This window comes from Aquitalea denitrificans (assembly GCF_009856625.1).
Taxonomy (GTDB): Bacteria; Pseudomonadota; Gammaproteobacteria; order Burkholderiales; family Chromobacteriaceae; genus Aquitalea; species Aquitalea denitrificans.
In genome coordinates this window covers 4029069-4046465 of record NZ_CP047241.1, presented here as the reverse complement: position 1 = coordinate 4046465, position 17397 = coordinate 4029069, and the positions used below count along the sequence as shown (strand labels likewise).

At 60.3% G+C, this 17397-nt stretch carries 17 protein-coding genes; 11 read left to right on the top strand and 6 right to left on the bottom strand.

Features of this window, described 5'->3' with window-relative positions; genetic code table 11:
• Positions 1–2: 2 nt before the first annotated feature.
• From GSR16_RS18810 to GSR16_RS18800, 3 genes are all read left to right on the top strand, one after another.
• On the top strand, positions 3–935 hold the full coding sequence (locus tag GSR16_RS18810) for an XAC2610-related protein (protein WP_159880051.1): 933 nt from the start codon (positions 3–5) through the stop codon (positions 933–935).
• A 44-nt stretch (positions 936–979) separates the two neighbouring features.
• Complete coding sequence (gene gshB / locus GSR16_RS18805) at positions 980–1936, top strand: glutathione synthase (protein WP_159880049.1); 957 nt, start codon at positions 980–982, stop codon at positions 1934–1936.
• 151 nt (positions 1937–2087) lie between these two features.
• Positions 2088–2474, top strand: a complete 387-nt coding sequence (locus tag GSR16_RS18800) for a diacylglycerol kinase (protein WP_159880047.1) — start codon at positions 2088–2090, stop codon at positions 2472–2474.
• Here the strand turns inward: GSR16_RS18800 and GSR16_RS18795 are convergent.
• On the bottom strand, positions 2471–3220 hold the full coding sequence (locus tag GSR16_RS18795; RefSeq protein ID WP_159880045.1) for a hypothetical protein: 750 nt from the start codon (positions 3218–3220) through the stop codon (positions 2471–2473). The two genes, GSR16_RS18800 and GSR16_RS18795, sit on opposite strands and share 4 nt — an antisense overlap.
• Positions 3221–3338: 118 nt before the next feature.
• Here GSR16_RS18795 and GSR16_RS18790 point away from each other — a divergent pair, with 118 nt between their 5' ends.
• Complete coding sequence (locus GSR16_RS18790; RefSeq protein WP_159880043.1) at positions 3339–3719, top strand: DUF1622 domain-containing protein; 381 nt, start codon at positions 3339–3341, stop codon at positions 3717–3719.
• On the opposite strand, the gene GSR16_RS18785 is transcribed toward GSR16_RS18790, so the two are convergent.
• From GSR16_RS18785 to GSR16_RS18765, 5 genes are all read right to left on the bottom strand, one after another.
• The gene (locus GSR16_RS18785) at positions 3710–4108 is read right to left on the bottom strand and encodes a hypothetical protein (RefSeq protein ID WP_159880041.1); all 399 of its coding nucleotides are present in this window, start codon (positions 4106–4108) and stop codon (positions 3710–3712) included. The genes GSR16_RS18790 and GSR16_RS18785 overlap by 10 nt on opposite strands.
• A 297-nt stretch (positions 4109–4405) precedes the next feature.
• Complete coding sequence (gene topA / locus GSR16_RS18780) at positions 4406–6703, bottom strand: type I DNA topoisomerase (RefSeq protein WP_159880039.1); 2298 nt, start codon at positions 6701–6703, stop codon at positions 4406–4408.
• 170 nt (positions 6704–6873) lie between these two features.
• Positions 6874–7332 carry a Smg family protein gene (locus tag GSR16_RS18775; protein WP_159880037.1) on the bottom strand — a complete coding sequence of 153 codons (459 nt, stop codon included), beginning with the start codon at positions 7330–7332 and terminating at the stop codon, positions 6874–6876.
• A 41-nt stretch (positions 7333–7373) separates the two neighbouring features.
• The gene (dprA, locus tag GSR16_RS18770; RefSeq protein ID WP_159880035.1) at positions 7374–8447 is read right to left on the bottom strand and encodes a DNA-processing protein DprA; all 1074 of its coding nucleotides are present in this window, start codon (positions 8445–8447) and stop codon (positions 7374–7376) included.
• The gene (locus tag GSR16_RS18765; RefSeq protein WP_159880033.1) at positions 8444–9481 is read right to left on the bottom strand and encodes a LysM peptidoglycan-binding domain-containing protein; all 1038 of its coding nucleotides are present in this window, start codon (positions 9479–9481) and stop codon (positions 8444–8446) included. Before GSR16_RS18765 ends, dprA begins: the two co-directional genes overlap by 4 nt.
• 125 nt (positions 9482–9606) lie before the next feature.
• On the opposite strand from GSR16_RS18765, the gene def reads away from it, so the two are divergent.
• The 7 genes from def (at position 9607) to GSR16_RS18730 (ending at position 17298) form a co-directional block, all read left to right on the top strand.
• Positions 9607–10110, top strand: a complete 504-nt coding sequence (gene def / locus GSR16_RS18760; RefSeq protein ID WP_159880031.1) for a peptide deformylase — start codon at positions 9607–9609, stop codon at positions 10108–10110.
• Positions 10111–10194: 84 nt separating this feature from the next.
• A complete protein-coding gene (fmt, locus tag GSR16_RS18755; protein WP_159880029.1) occupies positions 10195–11115 on the top strand; it encodes a methionyl-tRNA formyltransferase in 921 nt (306 codons plus the stop codon).
• Positions 11116–11158: 43 nt separating this feature from the next.
• Positions 11159–12001 carry a zinc metalloprotease HtpX gene (gene htpX, locus GSR16_RS18750; RefSeq protein WP_159880903.1) on the top strand — a complete coding sequence of 281 codons (843 nt, stop codon included), beginning with the start codon at positions 11159–11161 and terminating at the stop codon, positions 11999–12001.
• Between the two features lie 111 nt (positions 12002–12112).
• Positions 12113–13366 carry a 16S rRNA (cytosine(967)-C(5))-methyltransferase RsmB gene (gene rsmB, locus GSR16_RS18745; RefSeq protein ID WP_159880027.1) on the top strand — a complete coding sequence of 418 codons (1254 nt, stop codon included), beginning with the start codon at positions 12113–12115 and terminating at the stop codon, positions 13364–13366.
• Positions 13329–13925, top strand: coding sequence for a DUF4390 domain-containing protein (locus tag GSR16_RS18740; RefSeq protein ID WP_159880025.1), 597 nt, complete (start codon positions 13329–13331; stop codon positions 13923–13925). Before rsmB ends, GSR16_RS18740 begins: the two co-directional genes overlap by 38 nt.
• The gene (locus GSR16_RS18735) at positions 13874–16030 is read left to right on the top strand and encodes a sensor histidine kinase (protein WP_240902538.1); all 2157 of its coding nucleotides are present in this window, start codon (positions 13874–13876) and stop codon (positions 16028–16030) included. The genes GSR16_RS18740 and GSR16_RS18735 overlap by 52 nt, the downstream gene beginning before the upstream one ends.
• On the top strand, positions 16030–17298 hold the full coding sequence (locus GSR16_RS18730; protein WP_045846398.1) for a sigma-54-dependent transcriptional regulator: 1269 nt from the start codon (positions 16030–16032) through the stop codon (positions 17296–17298). The genes GSR16_RS18735 and GSR16_RS18730 overlap by 1 nt, the downstream gene beginning before the upstream one ends.
• The last annotated feature ends 99 nt before the right edge of the window (positions 17299–17397 follow it).

Genomic DNA, 17397 nt, shown 5'->3' with positions numbered 1-17397 from the left:
CCATGCCTTCCCTGCGCTGGCTGTGGCTGCTGCTGTTGCCGATGCTGGCGACAGCAGCCAGCTTTGATTGCAGCAAGGCGGCCACGGCCACCGAGCAGGCCATCTGCCGCCAGCCGGAACTATCCGTGCTGGACGAGCAAGTGGCTGCCGCCTACCGGCAGCACAATCAGCAAGGCCTGCTGCAAGACAACCAGCGCCAGTGGCTGGCTGGCCCGCGTGCCGAGTGCAAGGCCGATGCCACCTGCCTGCAAAGTGTCTATAAAGAGCGACTGGAGCAGTTGCAGCACGCGCAGCTGGTCCGTCAGCAAATCGACAATGCCATGCCGGCATACCGCTTTGACATCACGCTGCTCAACTGGGGCGAGCGCGACTGGGCGGCAGAAGGCCCGGCTACCATCAACATCATCGACAAACGCAGCCAGCGCAGGGTACAGCAGCTACGGCTGGACAATGTCTATATGGCGCATGGCGACAACGGCAAGCCGCTGGTCAATAGCGCGCGCCTGTATGATTTGCAGGGTGTGATCAATGTGGCCGATTTCGACTTCGACGGTCATGCCGATTTCGCGGTGCAAAACGGTAATGACGGCCCCTACGGTGGCCCCACCTACAGCGTTTATCTCTACGACAGCACCAGCAAGCAGTTTGTATTGAGCGATGAATTATCGACGCTGACCGCCGAAACACTGGGCATGTTCCAGGTGGATGCCAAACACAAGCGGCTGAGCACCTTTGCCAAAAGTGGCTGCTGTTACCATGAAACGACCCACTACCAGTTTGATGCCCGCCACCGCCTGCAGGCTGTGGAGCGGCTGATTGAAGACGCGCAGGACCCGGCAGGCAAACAGGTGCGCGTGACCCGCGAAACCCTGGTCAATGGCCGCTGGAAAACATCTACCCGGCGCTATGCGCTGGATGCCTATTATCATCAATGAAGCCGACGGCCCCAGCCTGGCCGCCCCCAACCCTGGAGAGCAGCATGCGTATCCTGTTCATTGCCGATCCGCTGGAACAGTTCAAGATCTACAAGGACACCACCTTTGCCATGATGGAAGAGGCGGCACGGCGCGGTCATGCCATCAGCCATGCCCAGGCGCACCAGCTGTCGGTGGAAGGCGGCCGCTTGCTGGTGGATGCCCGCGGGCTGACCATCACCGATGAGCGCAAGGGCGACCATCCGGCCTGGTACAAGCTGGAAGACGTGCACCGCCAGCCGCTTACCGCTTTCAATGCGGTGGTGATGCGCAAGGACCCGCCGTTCGACATGGAATACCTGTACGCCTCCCAGCTGTTCACCCTGGCCGAGGCGCAGGGGGTCAAGGTATTCACCAGCGGTCAGGCGCTACGTGATTTCAACGAAAAGCTGGCCATCCTCAATTTTCCCGAGCTGACGGCCCCCACCATGATTACCGGCGAGACGCCACGGTTGAAGGCCTTCATCCGCCAGCACCTGGACGTTATCCTCAAGCCGCTGGACAGTATGGGCGGCGACAGCATTTTCCGGGTGAAACCGGATGATCCAAACCTGTCGGTGATTCTGGAAACCATCACCCTGCGTGGCAAGCGCACCATCATGGCCCAGCGCTATATCCCGGAAATCCGCGATGGCGACAAGCGTGTGCTGGTGATTGATGGTGTGCCGGTGGATTACTGCCTGGCGCGCATTCCCGCCGCCGGCGAAACCCGTGGCAATCTGGCCGCGGGTGGCCGTGGCGAAGCCCGTCCGCTCAGTGCCCGTGACCGGGAAATTGCCGAAGCGGTGGGTCCGGAGCTGAAAAAGCGCGGCATCCTGCTGGCCGGGCTGGATGTGATTGGCAATTATCTGACCGAGGTGAATGTCACCAGCCCCACCTGCTTCCGCGAAATCATGGACCAGACCGACATCAATGTGGCTGGTCTGTATATCGATGCCCTGGAGCGGGCCTGCCAGCACTGAGTCCTGCCATCAGCCTGTCATCTGCCGGCGGCAACATCGCCGCTGGCATGGCAATATGGCCAGCGCTTGCCCATGACGGCGGCAGCGCTTAACATGCCGCTCGCCAGACTGGCATCAGACCAGACGGCACCGCGCAACTACAGGACCCGACATGAGCAAGCATGAGGAAAGCCCGTTCAAGGGCAAGACCGGCATTCGCCGGCTGATCAATGCCTTTGGCTATTCGCTGGATGGCATCAAGGCGGCCTTCCGCCATGAGGATGCTTTCCGCCAACTGGCCTTACTGGCCATCATCCTCATCCCTGCTGCACTATTCATTGTCCCGGCCAGTCCGCTGGCCCGTGCGCTGCTGGTGGCCAGTTCGTTGGCTACGCTGGTGATCGAACTGCTCAATTCTGCCATCGAGGCGGCGGTGGATCATACCTCGCTAGAGCGTCATCCACTGGCCAAGCGCGCCAAGGACATGGGGAGTGCCGCCCAGTTGCTGGGCCTGATTAATCTGGCGGCCATGTGGTCGCTGGTGTTGTTTGGCCACTAGGCGGGCAACAGCCGACGGGACTGTAGCTGCAAGCCGATCGAGATCAGTGCGGCCAGCAGAAACGCCAGATTGCCTTCCAGCCGGGGCAGCAGCAAGACCAGCGTCAGACAGAAACCGGCAAAACCCAGCCGTCCCAGCAACATGCCGCGCAGTAGCACCTGTACTGCCGCTGTGCCTTGCATGCGCTGAGTAGACACCGCCATCACTACCGCCAGTAGCGGAAATACCGCAACCACCCCGCTCCAGCGTGCGCCCAGCCTGCTTGCGGCCAGACTTGCCAGCAGGGTTAGTACAGCTGCCGCCAGCATGCGCAGCCACAGCGTTTCGTTTGCTGCCGCCCGCACATCCTTTGCCGCTGGCCGGGGCAGGCAGCGGCTGTTGATCAGCACCGCCAGCCCGGCCACGGCCAGGACCGATGGCAGCGACAGTGTCAGCGCCTGCAGCAGCATGGCTGCCAGCAACCAGCCGCCCAGGGCGGCAGTCAGCGTCAAAGGCCAGCCGGAGCGGGCTGCGCAACGGGCGTATACCAGATTGAACAGTTCGGAAGCGGCAATGGCCGCGATGGCTTGCATGGCGGCATGGGTGGCGAAGTCTGCGCCATGCTCTTGCAGCAACAGCCACAGGATGGGACCGGCCACCACGGGCAGGCCCGCCATCCAGCCAGCACGCGGTGGCCCGTAATACCTGGCCACCTGCGCCAGCAGGTAGAGAAAGGCAGGAACCAGCGTCAGTTTCAGTAGCAGCATGCGAGCAGTCGGACAGGGTAGACCGGCAGCATAACATGTCCACGACATGGCCTGCCCACTGGCACTGCCCTGCCTTGCGTGTATGCTGGGGAGCCCACATCAAGCGCAAGGAGAGGACATGCTGTCACCCGCCGAATCCGGAGTGGAAGAGTTGGTATTGAATCTGGTGCTGTGGCTGAAACTGGCAGTGGAAGCCAGCGGTGCCGTGGTGATTGGCATCGGCGTACTGGTGGCCGGGGTGCGCTATCTGCAGCGCTGCTTTGAGCCGGGCATGGCGCAATTCAATGCGGTACGACTCAGCTTTGCCCGCTTTCTGGCGCTGGCGCTGGAATTACAGCTGGCGGCCGACATCCTGTCCACCGCTGTAGCACCTAGTTGGGACCAGATCGGCAAGCTGGCCGCCATTGCCGTGCTGCGTACTGCGCTCAACTTTTTCCTGGGCAAGGAAATCCGCGATACCGAGTTGGAGGGTAAAACCTCGGTAGCTGATCAGCCCTGACGCACCGATGATGAGCGGCGACGATACAGATAGCCGGGGTAGACGCGGATGCAGCCGCTGTCATCTTCCACCTTGCCATACTCGCCCACCAGCTCCCAGCTGGCACCATTGGCCTGCAATACCCGGTATACCGGGCTGCCGGCCTGATAGAACATCAGCTCGTCGCCGTGAAAATGGTCCAGCGGCAGCAGCGGGTGCTGGCTGGGCAGCACCAGCAGCATGGCCGCGGTGCGGGCATCCATGTCCGCCAGCTGTTCGCGGTCGGCCACCACCATGCCACAAAAGGCAATGAGAAAGGCGATGGGCAGCATCAGCCAGTGGCCGCTGAGCAGGCCGAACAGGGTGAGTACCGTTGCACCGGTAAAAAAGAAGCTGCTGTGTGTTTTCATGATGTGTGCTTTGCCCGGGCACGCTGGCCCGTGAAACGGCAAACGCCGCCTGACATGGAGGCGGCGTATTGTCTGGAATGGATGTGGCCCGTCGCAGGAACCTTCAGGCGGCTTGGCTGCTTACGGTTTAGCCTGATTTCCGAATTATATGGCGGCTTTTCCGAAATTGATCAATAAAATCAGCCGATTGCCAATGCTGATGGCGTAGCCCTTCCTGTTGCAGGGGTTTCAGTACCATGGCCAAAAAAACAACGCCACCCGAAGGTGGCGTTGTGGCGTACCGACTGCCGTCAGCATTTACTCTTCTGCCGGCTTGGCTTCCGGCGGGGCAATCACCTCGCTGTAGCCGCATTCCTTCTGCGGGCAGACTTTCTCGGTACCGCGACGCTTGGTGGTCTTGATGGTGAGAATCGGCCAGTTGCACTTGGGGCAGGGCTCGGCGACCGGCGGGTTCCAGGTGGCGTACTTGCACTTGGGATAGGTATTGCAGCTGTAGAACAGCTTGCCGTAGCGGCTTTTGCGCTCGATCAGATGGCCAGCCTTGCACTCCGGGCATTCCACGCCGGTGTCGCGCGGTTTTTCCAGTGGTTCGATGTGCTTGCACTTGGGGTAGTTGGCGCAGCCGATGAACTTGCCGTACCGGCCCTTCTTGATGTGCAGCGCGCCGCCGCAGTCCGGGCAGACACGGTCTTCAATCACGGTCGGTGCTTCGGCTTCTTCCGCTGCCTGCTCGGCGGTTTCGCCCATATTGCGGGTGTAGTCGCAATCCGGGTAGCCGGTGCAGGCGATGAAGCGACCGCGCTTGCCAAACTTGATCGACAAGGGCTTGCTGCACTTGGGGCAGGCTTCGTCCAGGCTTTCGGTGGTGACTTCGGCGCGGGAAATGCTTTCCTTCTCGGCAATCTGCTTGGAGAAGCCCTTCCAGAAGCTGTCCATCACCGGCACCCACTCGCGCTGACCGCTGGCGATGTCATCCAGCTGGTTTTCCAGCTTGGCGGTGAAGTTGTAGTCCACGTACTGGCTGAAGTGCTCAGTCAGGAACTTGTTGACGATGTCGCCGGTATCGGTGGGCAGGAAGCGCTTCTTGTCCAGAATGACGTATTCACGGTCCTTCAGCGTGGAGATGATGCTGGCGTAGGTGGACGGACGGCCGATGCCGAATTCTTCCAGCGCCTTCACCAGGCTGGCTTCGGAGAAGCGCGGCGGCGGCTGGGTGAAGTGCTGCTCGCCGTACAGCTTGTCCACCGGCAGGCTATCGCCTTCTTCCAGTAGTGGCAGCTTGGCATTGTCCTCGTCCTCGGCATCGTCCACGTCTTCTTCGTAGACGGCCAGGAAACCGGCAAAAGTCTGTACCTGGCCGCTGGCACGGAAGATGCCTTCGCCCATGGTGATGTCCACGCTGGTGGTGTCGAACTTGGCCGGGGCCATCTGGCAGGCCAGGGTACGCTTCCACACCATGTCGTACAGCTTGAACTGGTCGGTGGTGAGGAAGGGTTTTACCGATTCCGGTGTGCGCAGGATGGAGGTCGGGCGGATGGCCTCGTGCGCTTCCTGAGCGTTCTTGGACTTGTTCTTGTAGGCGACCGGGTTCTTGGGCAGGAAGTCGTTGTTGAAGGTGTCGCCGATATAGGCACGAATTTCTTCCACGGCTTCGTTGGCCAGCGCCACCGAATCGGTACGCATATAGGTGATCAGACCCACCGTACCCTGGCCGATGTCGATACCTTCATACAGCTGCTGTGCGGTCCGCATGGTGCGGTCGGTAGTCATGCCCAGCTTGCGCACGGCTTCCTGTTGCAGCGTGGAGGTGGTGAAGGGCGCAGCCGGGCTGCGCGACTTCTTTTTCTTCTCGATGCTGGTGACGGTGGCCGGCTGGTCTTGCAGGCGGGCCAGAATGCTGGCGTGTTCGCCATCATTGGGAATGTCGAACTGGTCCAGCTTCTTGCCGGCAAGCTGGGTCAGTTTGGCGGAAAATTTGGTACGGCCTTTGTGGCTATCCAGGTGTACCGACCAGTATTCCTGCTGCACAAAGGCCTTGATCTCGTTTTCGCGTTCGCAGATCAGGCGCAGTGCCGGGCTTTGTACCCGGCCGGCAGACAGGCCACGGCGGATTTTCTTCCACAGCAGCGGGGACAGGTTGAAACCCACCAGATAGTCCAGCGCACGGCGTGCCTGCTGGGCATCCACCAGGTCTTGTGCCACTTCACGCGGATTGCCGATGGCTTCCAGCACCGCGTTCTTGGTGATTTCGTGGAACACCACGCGCTGGGCAGTTTTGTCCTTCAGCAGCTTCTTGCTGTTGAGGATTTGCACCAGGTGCCAGGAAATGGCTTCGCCTTCGCGGTCCGGGTCAGTTGCCAGGTAGACATGGTCGACTTCGGCGACTGCCTTGACGATGGCATCAACGTGTTTGCTGTTGCGGGCGATCAGCTGGTATTTCATGGCGAAGCCCTTTTCAGGGTCTACCGCGCCGTTTTTGGGTACCAGATCGCGCACGTGACCGTAGGAGGCCAGGACTTCGAAGTCCGGTCCCAGGTATTTCTTCAGCGTTTTTGCCTTGGATGGCGACTCAACGATCAAGAGGCTGGAGGGCATGTTTTCGTTTCAGTGTGTACCGGAAACATCCGGCTGATAGCGGTTCTATCTATCAAATAAAGCAAGAGCGCAAATAAAACAAGAGCGCATTTGGCGCTCTTGTGCAAAATTCCCTGCCTTTATCATCAGGCGAGGCGGGATGGTAAGCCCGTACCGCCAATGCTGACAAGTTATTGCATGGTCGGTTCGCCGTGAATGGCGTCCAGCAGTTCTTCCCCCAAGAGGATGGGCAATTCCGCCTTTTGTGCCCACAACACCATCAGCGCCACCAGTTTGGCTGAGCCGACGTTGATGTCATCGTCGGGCAGCTCGCACAGGCGGTCTATCACCATTTCACGCTGCGATGGCGAAAGTGCACCGTGATCTTCCAGAAACTGGATCAGGCCGCGCACTTCAGTGGGCAGGCGTTCCAGTTCGGCATCGGCGTAGATGCGCATGCCGGAGGCATCATCAGCGCTGGCATACAGGCCGTCTACCATATTGGCAACATTGTCCAGCCAGTCCAGTGCGTCGTTGATTTCCTCGTCCTCGAAGCCGGCGGCTTCGAGTTGGCGCATCAGGGAGCCGCGGTCGCCAAAGGCGTCCGGGTCACGGTATTGCTCGAACAAATAAGTGAGAACGTCAAACATCAGGTCTTCTTCAAATGGGCTACCACACGATCCGGTCCGGGTCAGACCAGCCGCTGGACCTGCCCGCCAGGCAAGCTGGCCAGCTTGCCGGCAAGCTCCAGCTCGAGCAGCATCGCGTAAAGCTCCCCCTGCGTCAACCCGAGTTGCACGGCAAGTGTCTCACTGCTGACCGGATCAAAGCCCAGCAGTGCCAAAACCGGGTGCTCGGCGACGTGGCTATCCAGCCGTGGCTGCGGGCTGATTACTGCCGGTCGGCCCACTTCTTCCAGGACATCCTCCACCGTTTCGATCAGCCGGGCTCCATCTTTCAGCAAACGGTGGCAGCCTCGTGCCTGTGGATTGTGAATGGAGCCGGGAATGGCCATGACTTCGCGCCCGTACTCGCCGGAGAGTCTGGCGGTAATCAGCGAACCGGAGTTGATATTGGCTTCCACCACCAGGCAGCCGCGCGAAAGCCCGGCAATGATGCGGTTGCGACGCGGAAAGTGGCTGGCGAGCGGGCCGGCTCCCAATGGAAATTCAGACAGAATCAGGCCGGTACTACCAAGCTGGTGGGCCAGTTCGCGGTTGCTGGCCGGATAAACCCGGTCGATACCGGTACCGATGACAGCAATGCTGGAACCGGTTTCCTGCAAGGCACCACGGTGCGCGGCGGCATCAATGCCGCTGGCCATGCCACTGACGATGGTATAACCCAGGGCGGACAGCCGGCGGGCAAAGTCTTCGGCAATCTGCTTTCCCGGTGGGGTCGCGCTGCGGCTGCCCACCATGGCCAGCATGGGGCGTTGCAATAATGCCCGCTGGCCACGGGCAAACAGCAGCGGTGGTGGCGACGCTGTTTCGGCCAGCGCCTGCGGATAATCATCATCCAGCAGGCTGAGCAAGGTACAGTCAGGTTGGGATGCCCAGGCCAGTGCGGCCTCCACGGAGGGGCCGGCCAGCCGGTCGCGCAGTGCGCATGCCGCTTCCTGGCCCAGAATGGGCGTGGTCTGCGCCGTACTGGCGGCAAGGGCTTGGCTGGCCGAGCCAAAGCCGGCAATCAGCTTGAGAAAGCCAGCCGGGCCTATGCCCGGTGTCAGCGCCAGCAACAGCCAGTCTTCCGTGGCCTGGCTCATTCGTCTTCCGGTGGTGCGATCACATCTCCGACGCTGGTGGCATCGGTGCTTTCCAGTACCAGCCCATAAGACACCTTGTCAAACACCCGGTAGACAAAAATCTTGCCGATGGTCTGGCCCGGCAGAGTGACTTCTTTCTTCTCACCATCGGCCATGATCAGGGTGACAGGCTTGGCATTCTTGTAGATGCTGAACACATCGCCAGCTTCTACCTGTTCGCGCTTGCCACGGTTGATCACGACGTTGGAGTATTGCGCCGCGCCATCCACGCCGTCGTATACCGAGATGATCTGTCCACGGATATTGCCATCCGGGCTGTGCGGCACATAGCTGACAAACTGGTCTTTCGGAGCCTTGATCAGGCGGTCGCCCACCAGGATTTCACTGCTTACCTTGGTAATGTGCATGGTCTGGATTTCCTCACCCAACTTGTCCACCTGGGTGTCGCCGCCATACAGCACCTCGTAACCAAGGTTCTCCTTGGTTTGGGGGTCGATCAGCGGTTTACTGGCGCGATAGACCTGCCAGTTGCCCATCTCGCCCACCCCATTGGCAAAGACGCGGTCTCCGGTGCCAAATGCCAGCCGCTCTTCCGGACCGGCAACCAGTCTGGGCGAGGTGGCGAATTCTTCTTCATTGACCACCAGTGGACGGTACAGGAATGGTTCGATCGCCTTGGCCGGAATGCTGGATACAGCCTTGTCGATGTCAGACATGCGCACCTGCGGAGACAGGCGTACATCACCCTGTCGGGATTTTTCCAGTGATAGGCGCGGTTGACCGTTCACATAAGTCAGTACCAGTACGTCACCGGGATAAATCCAGTGCGGGTTCTTGATTTCAGTCTTGTTCATCTGCCACAGACGGGGCCATTTCCACGGGCTCTTGAGATAACGGCCAGAAATACCCCATAGCGTGTCGCCCTTGACCACGGTATAGCGCGCCGGAGCGCCGGGTTTGATGGTCAGTGTGTCGGAAAAAGCCGGGAGAGCCAGTCCCAGAGCCAAAGCAAGCGATATAATACTTTTACGCATGAAAAGTGCCCCAATATTGAGTGTAATGAGCGCCCGCGAGCGCTCCTTTGACAAACGAGCATGCGTCAGACACATCTATTATCGACGTGCTGATGGCATTACGACAACTTGGAGCAAGAAAACCGATGGCGCTGCTGAACATTTTGCATTATCCGGATGCGCGTCTGCATACCGTGGCCACGCCGGTCGAGACCTTTGACGCAGCCCTGCAGACCCAGATCGACAATATGTTTGAAACCATGTACGAGGCTAAGGGCATCGGTCTGGCCGCCACCCAGGTGGATTATCACCAGCGCCTGGTGGTGATGGATATTTCCGAGGAGCACAACGAACGTCGCGTCTTCATCAACCCGGTCATTCTCGAAAAAGAAGGTGAAACCGTGTATGAGGAAGGCTGCTTGTCCGTACCCGGCATCTACGACAAAGTGACTCGTGCCGAACGGGTCAAGGTGCGCGCACAGGATGCCACCGGTGCCGAATATGTACTGGAAGCCGACGGCCTGCTGGCCATCTGCATCCAGCATGAAATCGATCATCTGGACGGCAAGGTGTTTGTCGAATACCTGTCCGAACTCAAGCAGGGCCGTATCCGCACCAAGCTGAAAAAGCGCGAAAAACAGAATATGTGATAAATGGCACCGGTCTGCATAGGCAGGCGACGGTGCCTCTGAAAAGGACAGGCCAGCCCTGTCTTTTCTACTTGTGGGCTTACGATGAAACTGATTTTTGCCGGTACGCCGGAATTTGCCGCCGCCGCGCTGCGCACCCTGCTGGCAGCCGGTCACGAGATTGCCATGGTGCTGACCCAGCCGGATCGCCCCGCCGGGCGTGGCATGAAGCTCAAGCCCAGCCCGGTAAAGGAAGTGGCGCTGGAACACGGCTTGCGGGTGGAGCAGCCCCTGTCGCTCAAGACCGAAGAAGCCCAGTCCATGCTGCGCGAGATCGGTGCCGAACTGATGGTGGTGGCGGCTTACGGCCTGTTGCTACCCAAGGCGGTGCTGGACATCCCGCCGCGCGGCTGTCTGAACATCCATGCGTCCTTGCTGCCGCGCTGGCGCGGTGCCGCACCCATCCAGCGCGCCATCCTGGCAGGTGACACCGAAACCGGTATCACCATCATGCAGATGGATGTGGGGCTGGATACCGGCGCCATGCTGTCGGTGCATCCGGTGGCCATTTCCAAGGACGATACCGCCGCCAGCCTGCACGACAAGCTGGCCGCATGCGGTGCCGAGGCCATTGTCAGCACCCTGGCCGGGCTGGATGGACTGCAGGCACAAGCGCAGCCCGAAGTCGGCGTGACCTATGCCCACAAGCTGAGCAAGGCCGAGGCCGAAGTGGACTGGGGCCTGCCGGCTGCGGATATTGCCCGCGCCATCCGCGCCTACAACCCGGCTCCCGGTGCTTTTAGCAAGCTGGGCGGCGAGCCGCTGAAACTGTGGCAGGCGCATGCCATTGCCGGCCAAGGCGAAGCCGGTGTGGTGCTACGTGCCGATGCCGACGGCGTGGTGGTGGGCAGCGGTGACGGACTGGTAGTGCTTAGCCAGCTACAGGCAGCAGGTGGCAAGCGGCTGAGTGCACGCGATTTTGCCGCTGGTCGTGCCGCGCTGGTGGGAACCCGCTTAGGTCAGTAAGCGTCTGTATGGGTCACAGCAAAAGGAGGGTGGTGTGAACAATATGTTCAAGACGGCCATGCTGATGGCTGGATTTGTGGCGTTTCTCGGCGTGATCGGTGCGCTGATCGGTGGTAAGAGCGGCCTGCTGCTGGCCTTGCTGTTTGCCGGCGGGATGAATCTGTTTGCCTACTGGAATTCCGACCAGATGGTGTTGCGCATGTACAACGCCCAGGAGGTCGATGCCCGCTCCGCCCCCGAGTTTTACGGCATGGTGGCTGAGCTGGCGCAGCGCGCTGGCCTGCCTATGCCACGGGTTTACGTGATTCACGAAGAGCAACCCAACGCCTTTGCCACCGGGCGCGATCCTGAACACGCCGCCGTCGCGGCAACCAGCGGCATCATGCGCATGCTGGACTACCGCGAACTGCGTGGTGTCATGGCACATGAACTGGCCCATGTGCAGCATCGCGACACCCTGATTTCCACCATCTCCGCCACCATGGCCGGTGCCGTGTCGGCATTGGCCAATTTTGCCATGTTCTTTGGCGGGCGCGATGAGAATGGCCGTCCGGTCAATCCGCTGGCCGGCATTCTGCTGGCCATTCTGGCACCGTTGGCGGCCAGCCTGATCCAGATGGCCATTTCCCGCGCCCGTGAATTCGAAGCCGACCGTGGCGGTGCAGAAATTTCCGGTGACCCACTGGCATTGGCGGCAGCGCTGCAGAAGATCGAGTACTACGCTCAAGGTATCGCCATGCCCACGGCGCAGGCGCACCCGGAAACCGCGCAGATGATGATCATCAACCCGCTGGCCGGATTGGACGTGGGCGAGCTGTTCCGTACCCACCCGCACACTGAGGAGCGCATTGCCCGCTTGCACGCTATGGCGCGCGGCGTGGGCTGAACGTATCATGCGCAACTGAACAAATCACGGGCCGGTACCGCCAGGCGGACACCGGCCGTTTTCATACGGCGAGTGCGCAGTGCTCGCCGTTTGCCATTTCAAGGTTTTGACATGCATCGCATACAGCAACTGGCCGCCGACGTGCTGGGCCAGGTGGAATCCGGCCATACTCTGACCGAGGCGCTGGCTCAAGCCCAGCGCCAGGGCAGTGAACTGACGCCACAAGAGCGCGCCGCCCTGCAGGACATCTGCTATGGCAGCCTGCGTCAGCTGGCCCGCCTGCGCTTCTGGCTGCGGCGGCTGGTACCCAAGGCCCTGCCGGAACCACAGCTGGAACGGGTGCTGCTGGTGGCGCTTTATCAGCTGGTGTATACCCGTGCGGCGGATTACGCCATCGTCAACGAGGCAGTCAAACTATCCGAGCGCCTGGCACGCGGCAAATTCAAAGCCCTGGTCAATGGCGTGCTGCGCAATTTCCTGCGCCAGCGTGAGGAAATGCTGCGTCTGGCAGACAAGGATCTGGAAGCGGCTACCAATCATCCGCGCTGGTGGGTGAAGGCTGTACAGCAGGCTTATCCGCAAGAATGGTCGGAAATCCTGCAGTGGAATAACAGCCATCCGCCGATGACCTTGCGCGTCAACGCCCGCAAAAGCTCGGTGGCCAGTTATCTTGCACAGCTGGAAACCCTGGGGATGGCAGCCACCGCGCTGGACGAGCGGGGCGGCATCCTGCTGGACAAGCCGGTCAATGTGCGGGAACTGCCGGGCTTTGCCGACGGCGTGGTGTCGGTGCAGGACTGGGGGGCGCAGCAGGCTGCCTGTCTGCTCGACCTGCAGGCCGGTCAGCGCGTGCTGGATGCGTGTGCTGCACCCGGTGGCAAAACCTGCCACATGCTGGAACTGGCGGATGTAAACATGACCGCACTGGATATCGACCCGCAACGGCTGGTCCGCGTGGCCGAGAACCTGCAGCGTGGTGGCTTGCAGGCCAGCCTGCATGCTGCCGATGCCGGACAGGTCGCCGACTGGTGGGATGGCAAGCCCTTCGACCGCATTCTGGCTGATGTACCTTGTTCGGCATCCGGTGTGGTGCGCCGTCATCCGGACATCAAGTGGCTGCGTCGCCCGGGCGACTTTGCCGCGCTGGCAAGACAGCAGGCGCAAATGGTTGACACGCTATGGGGGCTACTCGCGCCCGGCGGGAAAATGCTATACGCTACGTGCTCGATTTTTCCGGAAGAAAACCAGCAGCAGTTGGAGGCTTTCCTGGCACGCCATGCCGATGCCGAATGCCTGAACCAGCAACAGCTGTTGCCCTGTGAGCGTCATGACGGTTTCTATTACGCGCTGCTTGCGAAACATTAGCCTGGTGTTATGGCTACTGGTCTGTGCCGTCACTACGGCACAGGCCGACGGCATTCTGGCGCGTCGTGCCGATGCTGAGCTGACGCAGGATGGTCAGCTCTCACTCAGCACCCGCTTTCAAACCAAGCTTTCCAGCAGTCTGAATGATGCTCTGGCACAGGGCGTTGTCTTGACCTTCCGTCTGGAGTTCGAACTTACCCGGCCCCGCAGCACCGCGTATTACCTCAATCTCAAAGAGTGGTTCGAACCCCACGCCAGTCTCACTTTCAAACTGTCCTATCAGTCGCTGACCAGCCGTTACCGTGTCACCATCGGCAGTTTTTCAAATTATTACCGTTCTCTCGCCGAAGCCATGGGGGCCTTGGGGTCTATCCAGGACTGGCGTGTGCTGCAAAGCGGTGCGCTGGACCCTCACAGCCCGGGCAGCGTGGCCGGCCGCGTGCGGCTGGTGCTGGATATCAGTGAATTGCCCAAACCCTTTCAGCTCAATGCATTGGGCTCGGGTGAATGGAGTCTGTCCTCCAACTGGACGGCCATCAACATGAAAGAAGCAAGCTGATGCGCTATGCCGCCATTGCCCTGGCGACATTCGGAGCCATCATGCTCTACCTGCTGGCCGTAGCAACCGGCAATGCTTCCAAGCTGGCCGAGTACTACTGGTGGGTGTTCGGGCTCAACAGCCTGTTGCTGGTTGGTCTGCTCGGCGTAGTGGGGCGGCAATTGCTACGTCTGCGTCAGCGGGTAAAGGGGCGGGTATTCGGCGCCAAGCTGACACAGCGGCTGGTGATGATGTTTGCCGTGGTGGCCTTGGTACCCGGCCTGCTGGTATTTACCATCTCGGCCCAGTTTCTGACGCGCAGCATCGAAAGCTGGTTTGATGTCCGGGTAGAGTCCGCACTGGATCGTGGGCTCGAGCTGGGCAAGGGTGCTCTCAACTACGTGCTGGATGATGTCGCCCGCAAGAGCCGCGTGGTGCTGGATGATATCGACGGCCTGCCCGGCATCATGCTGCCCTCAAGGCTGGAGCGCTTGCGCGAGCAGTTGGGGCTGCGCGAAGTTGCCATCTTCAACAAATCCGGTCAGTTACTGAATTTTGCCAGCAGCAATGCAAAGCAGCTGCCCTTGCCGCCGTCGCGGGACAGCCTGCGTGGCCTGAAACTGCGCCAGAGCAGCAAGTCGATCGAAAATGATGCCAGCGGGCTGGCCTTGCGCGTGCTGCTGTCGTACCGGACCGCGGAAGGGGAGTGGCGCGTACTGCAGGTTGTGCAGGCGGCCCCCCAATCCATTGCGCGTGATGCCGAGCAAATTGAAACTGCACGATCCGAATACCATCAGCTGCTGTTGTCACGTGACGGTCTGAAAACCTTCTACATGTTGACGCTGGCACTGGCCTGTCTGCTGGCGCTCACCTCGGCGCTAGCATTTGCACTATTCCTGTCCGAGCGTCTGTCTGCGCCGCTGTCCGAGCTGGCCGCCGGTACCCGCGCGGTGGCGCAAGGTGACTTCTCCAAGCGCCACCCGGTATACCGGCGTGACGAGCTGGGCATGCTCACCACCCTGTTCAACCGCATGACTCAGCAGCTGGATGAGGCCCGTCAGACCGCTAACCAGACCCAGCAAGCCCTGGAAAGCGGCAAGCTTTACCTGGAAAGCATTCTGGCCAATCTCTCTGCCGGAGTGATTGCATTGGATGCGGCCTGGCAGCTGCGTGCCGCCAATACCAGTGCCGGACGCATACTGGGCGTCGATTTTTCCGAACTGGTACCCTATCCGGTCGAGCAGTGGTCCACCCGGGTTCCGGCCTTGATTCCCTTGGTCGATACCATGCTGCAACATGGTGAAAACAAGCAGGAAGAAGAATGGCAAACCCAGCTGGACTACGTCACCGGTCATGGCCCACGCAGCCTGCTGGTACGCGGTGCCCGCTTGCCGGAACGCTCCGGAAGCGGTTATGTTGTGGTGTTCGACGACATTACCGAGCTGGGCAGGGCGCAGCGGGATGCGGCTTGGGGCGAGGTGGCCAAGCGGCTGGCGCATGAAATCCGCAATCCGCTCACCCCCATCCAGCTGTCGGCCGAACGACTGGCCATGAAACTGACTGCCAAGCTCGACGGGTCGGATGCCGACATGCTCAAGCGTTCCACCGACACCATCATCAAGCAGGTGGCTGCGCTGAAGAATATGGTGGATGCCTTCCGCGATTACGCCCGGGCACCACGCATCAAACTCAGTGAACTTGATCTCAATCAGGTAGTGCGTGAGGTCAGCACGCTGTACGAATCCAATCCGGCTGTTAAGATTGAGCTGGAAGACAGGCCGCTGATGATCATGGGGGATGCCGCACTGTTGCGGCAGGTATTGCATAACCTGATGCAGAATGCGCAGGATGCGGTCCTTGACGTTGACATCCCGATGATTCACATTAGCAGCCGACAAGAAGGAAGAAACGCGGTCGTCTGCGTGCAGGACAATGGTTCGGGCTTTCCGGCCGAGCTCCTGCCACGCGCGTTCGAGCCCTATGTGACCAGCAAGCCCAAGGGTACGGGGCTGGGACTGGCGGTGGTGAAGAAAATAGCGGAGGAACACCATGGTCAGGTCACATTGGGGAATGGCGAGCAGCAAGGCGCGCGAATTCTTCTCACCCTGCCATTGCTGGAGGCCTAATGCGTAGCAGCGATATATTGATTGTTGATGACGAGATCGGAATTCGTGAACTGCTCTCGGAGATCCTGCAGGATGAGGGATACACGGTTGCCCTGGCGGAAAACGCCGAGGTAGCCCGGCAGTTGCGCAACCAGACGCGTCCCGCGCTGGTGCTGCTGGACATCTGGATGCCGGACTGCGACGGGGTCACCCTGCTCAAGGAATGGGCCAAGTCCGGCCAACTGAACATGCCGGTGGTGATGATGTCTGGCCATGCCAGTATCGACACTGCGGTAGAGGCAACCCGTATCGGGGCTTTCGATTTCCTGGAAAAGCCGATTGCCCTGCAAAAGCTGCTTACCACGGTGCAACGGGCACTGAAGTATGGCGACATGCAGGCCAATACCTCGCTGAACCTGGACAAACTGGGCCGCAGCGAGCCGATTCAGGAGCTCAAGCGCCAGCTGGAGCGGGTGGCCAAGGTCAAGTCCCCGGTATTGCTTACCGGCGAACCGGGTTCCGGATTCGAACTGGTGGCGCGTTTTTTCCATCAGGGCAACACGCCCTGGGTGACGCCGGCCAAGCCGGAACAACTGGCCGATGCGCCGCTGGAATTGCTGCAAAAAGCCAATAACGGTGTGCTGTTTCTGCCGGAAATCGGCCAGTACAACCGCCGGGTGCAGCAGGGCTTGTTGTTCCTGCTGTCCAAGCTGGACCGCTTCAATGTGCGTCTGCTGTGTTCCTGCAGCCGCCCCTTGCAGGAACTGCTGGTCGATCCGGAGTGCGACAACCGCCTGCTGACGGCGCTGTCCAGCGTGATCGTGCCGATTCCACCGCTGCGGGAGCATGCGGAGGACATCATCTTCATCGCCGAACAGATCCTGATCGAGCTGGTGGAGTCTCGGCAGATCCCCAACAAGAAACTGACCACCGCGGCGCTGAATGCCCTGCGTCAGTATGACTGGCCGGGTAATCTGGAACAGCTGCGCAGCATCATCAAGAGCCTGGCGCTGACCTCCGAGTCGGATGATGTGGACGCACCGGAAGTCAACAAGGTACTGGCGCAGTTCCGCCATGAAAAACCGGTGGAAGAGTCGGGTTTCGACTTCAACATGCCCTTGCGCGAATTGCGTGAACAGCTGGAACGTCGTTATTTCGAGTACCACATCTCGCTGGAAAACGGCAATATGAGCCGGGTTGCGCAGAAAGTGGGCCTGGAACGTACCCACTTGTACCGCAAGCTCAAGCAGCTGGGCATCAAGTTTGCCCGCAAGGTGGTCGAGGAGTAATCCTTGTACAGCTCATATCGACGCCAGCCTTGTGCTGGCGTTTTGTTTTTCCGGCTAGCTCGCAGGAACTATGGCGCCGGCCTGCCGATTTGACTAAGC

Excerpts from the sequence above, each read along its gene's own strand:
- GSR16_RS18775 (WP_159880037.1), bottom strand. The coding sequence starts at position 7,332 with ATGTTTGACGTTCTCACTTATTTGTTCGAGCAATACCGTGACCCGGAC.
- def (WP_159880031.1), top strand. The coding sequence starts at position 9,607 with ATGGCGCTGCTGAACATTTTGCATTATCCGGATGCGCGTCTGCATACC.
- GSR16_RS18800 (WP_159880047.1), top strand. The coding sequence starts at position 2,088 with ATGAGCAAGCATGAGGAAAGCCCGTTCAAGGGCAAGACCGGCATTCGC.
- gshB (WP_159880049.1), top strand. The coding sequence starts at position 980 with ATGCGTATCCTGTTCATTGCCGATCCGCTGGAACAGTTCAAGATCTAC.
- GSR16_RS18795 (WP_159880045.1), bottom strand. The coding sequence starts at position 3,220 with ATGCTGCTACTGAAACTGACGCTGGTTCCTGCCTTTCTCTACCTGCTG.
- GSR16_RS18735 (WP_240902538.1), top strand. The coding sequence starts at position 13,874 with ATGGAGTCTGTCCTCCAACTGGACGGCCATCAACATGAAAGAAGCAAG.
- GSR16_RS18810 (WP_159880051.1), top strand. The coding sequence starts at position 3 with ATGCCTTCCCTGCGCTGGCTGTGGCTGCTGCTGTTGCCGATGCTGGCG.
- GSR16_RS18785 (WP_159880041.1), bottom strand. The coding sequence starts at position 4,108 with ATGAAAACACACAGCAGCTTCTTTTTTACCGGTGCAACGGTACTCACC.
- rsmB (WP_159880027.1), top strand. The coding sequence starts at position 12,113 with ATGCATCGCATACAGCAACTGGCCGCCGACGTGCTGGGCCAGGTGGAA.
- GSR16_RS18740 (WP_159880025.1), top strand. The coding sequence starts at position 13,329 with ATGACGGTTTCTATTACGCGCTGCTTGCGAAACATTAGCCTGGTGTTA.
- htpX (WP_159880903.1), top strand. The coding sequence starts at position 11,159 with ATGTTCAAGACGGCCATGCTGATGGCTGGATTTGTGGCGTTTCTCGGC.
- GSR16_RS18790 (WP_159880043.1), top strand. The coding sequence starts at position 3,339 with ATGCTGTCACCCGCCGAATCCGGAGTGGAAGAGTTGGTATTGAATCTG.
- GSR16_RS18765 (WP_159880033.1), bottom strand. The coding sequence starts at position 9,481 with ATGCGTAAAAGTATTATATCGCTTGCTTTGGCTCTGGGACTGGCTCTC.
- dprA (WP_159880035.1), bottom strand. The coding sequence starts at position 8,447 with ATGAGCCAGGCCACGGAAGACTGGCTGTTGCTGGCGCTGACACCGGGC.
- fmt (WP_159880029.1), top strand. The coding sequence starts at position 10,195 with ATGAAACTGATTTTTGCCGGTACGCCGGAATTTGCCGCCGCCGCGCTG.
- topA (WP_159880039.1), bottom strand. The coding sequence starts at position 6,703 with ATGCCCTCCAGCCTCTTGATCGTTGAGTCGCCATCCAAGGCAAAAACG.
- GSR16_RS18730 (WP_045846398.1), top strand. The coding sequence starts at position 16,030 with ATGCGTAGCAGCGATATATTGATTGTTGATGACGAGATCGGAATTCGT.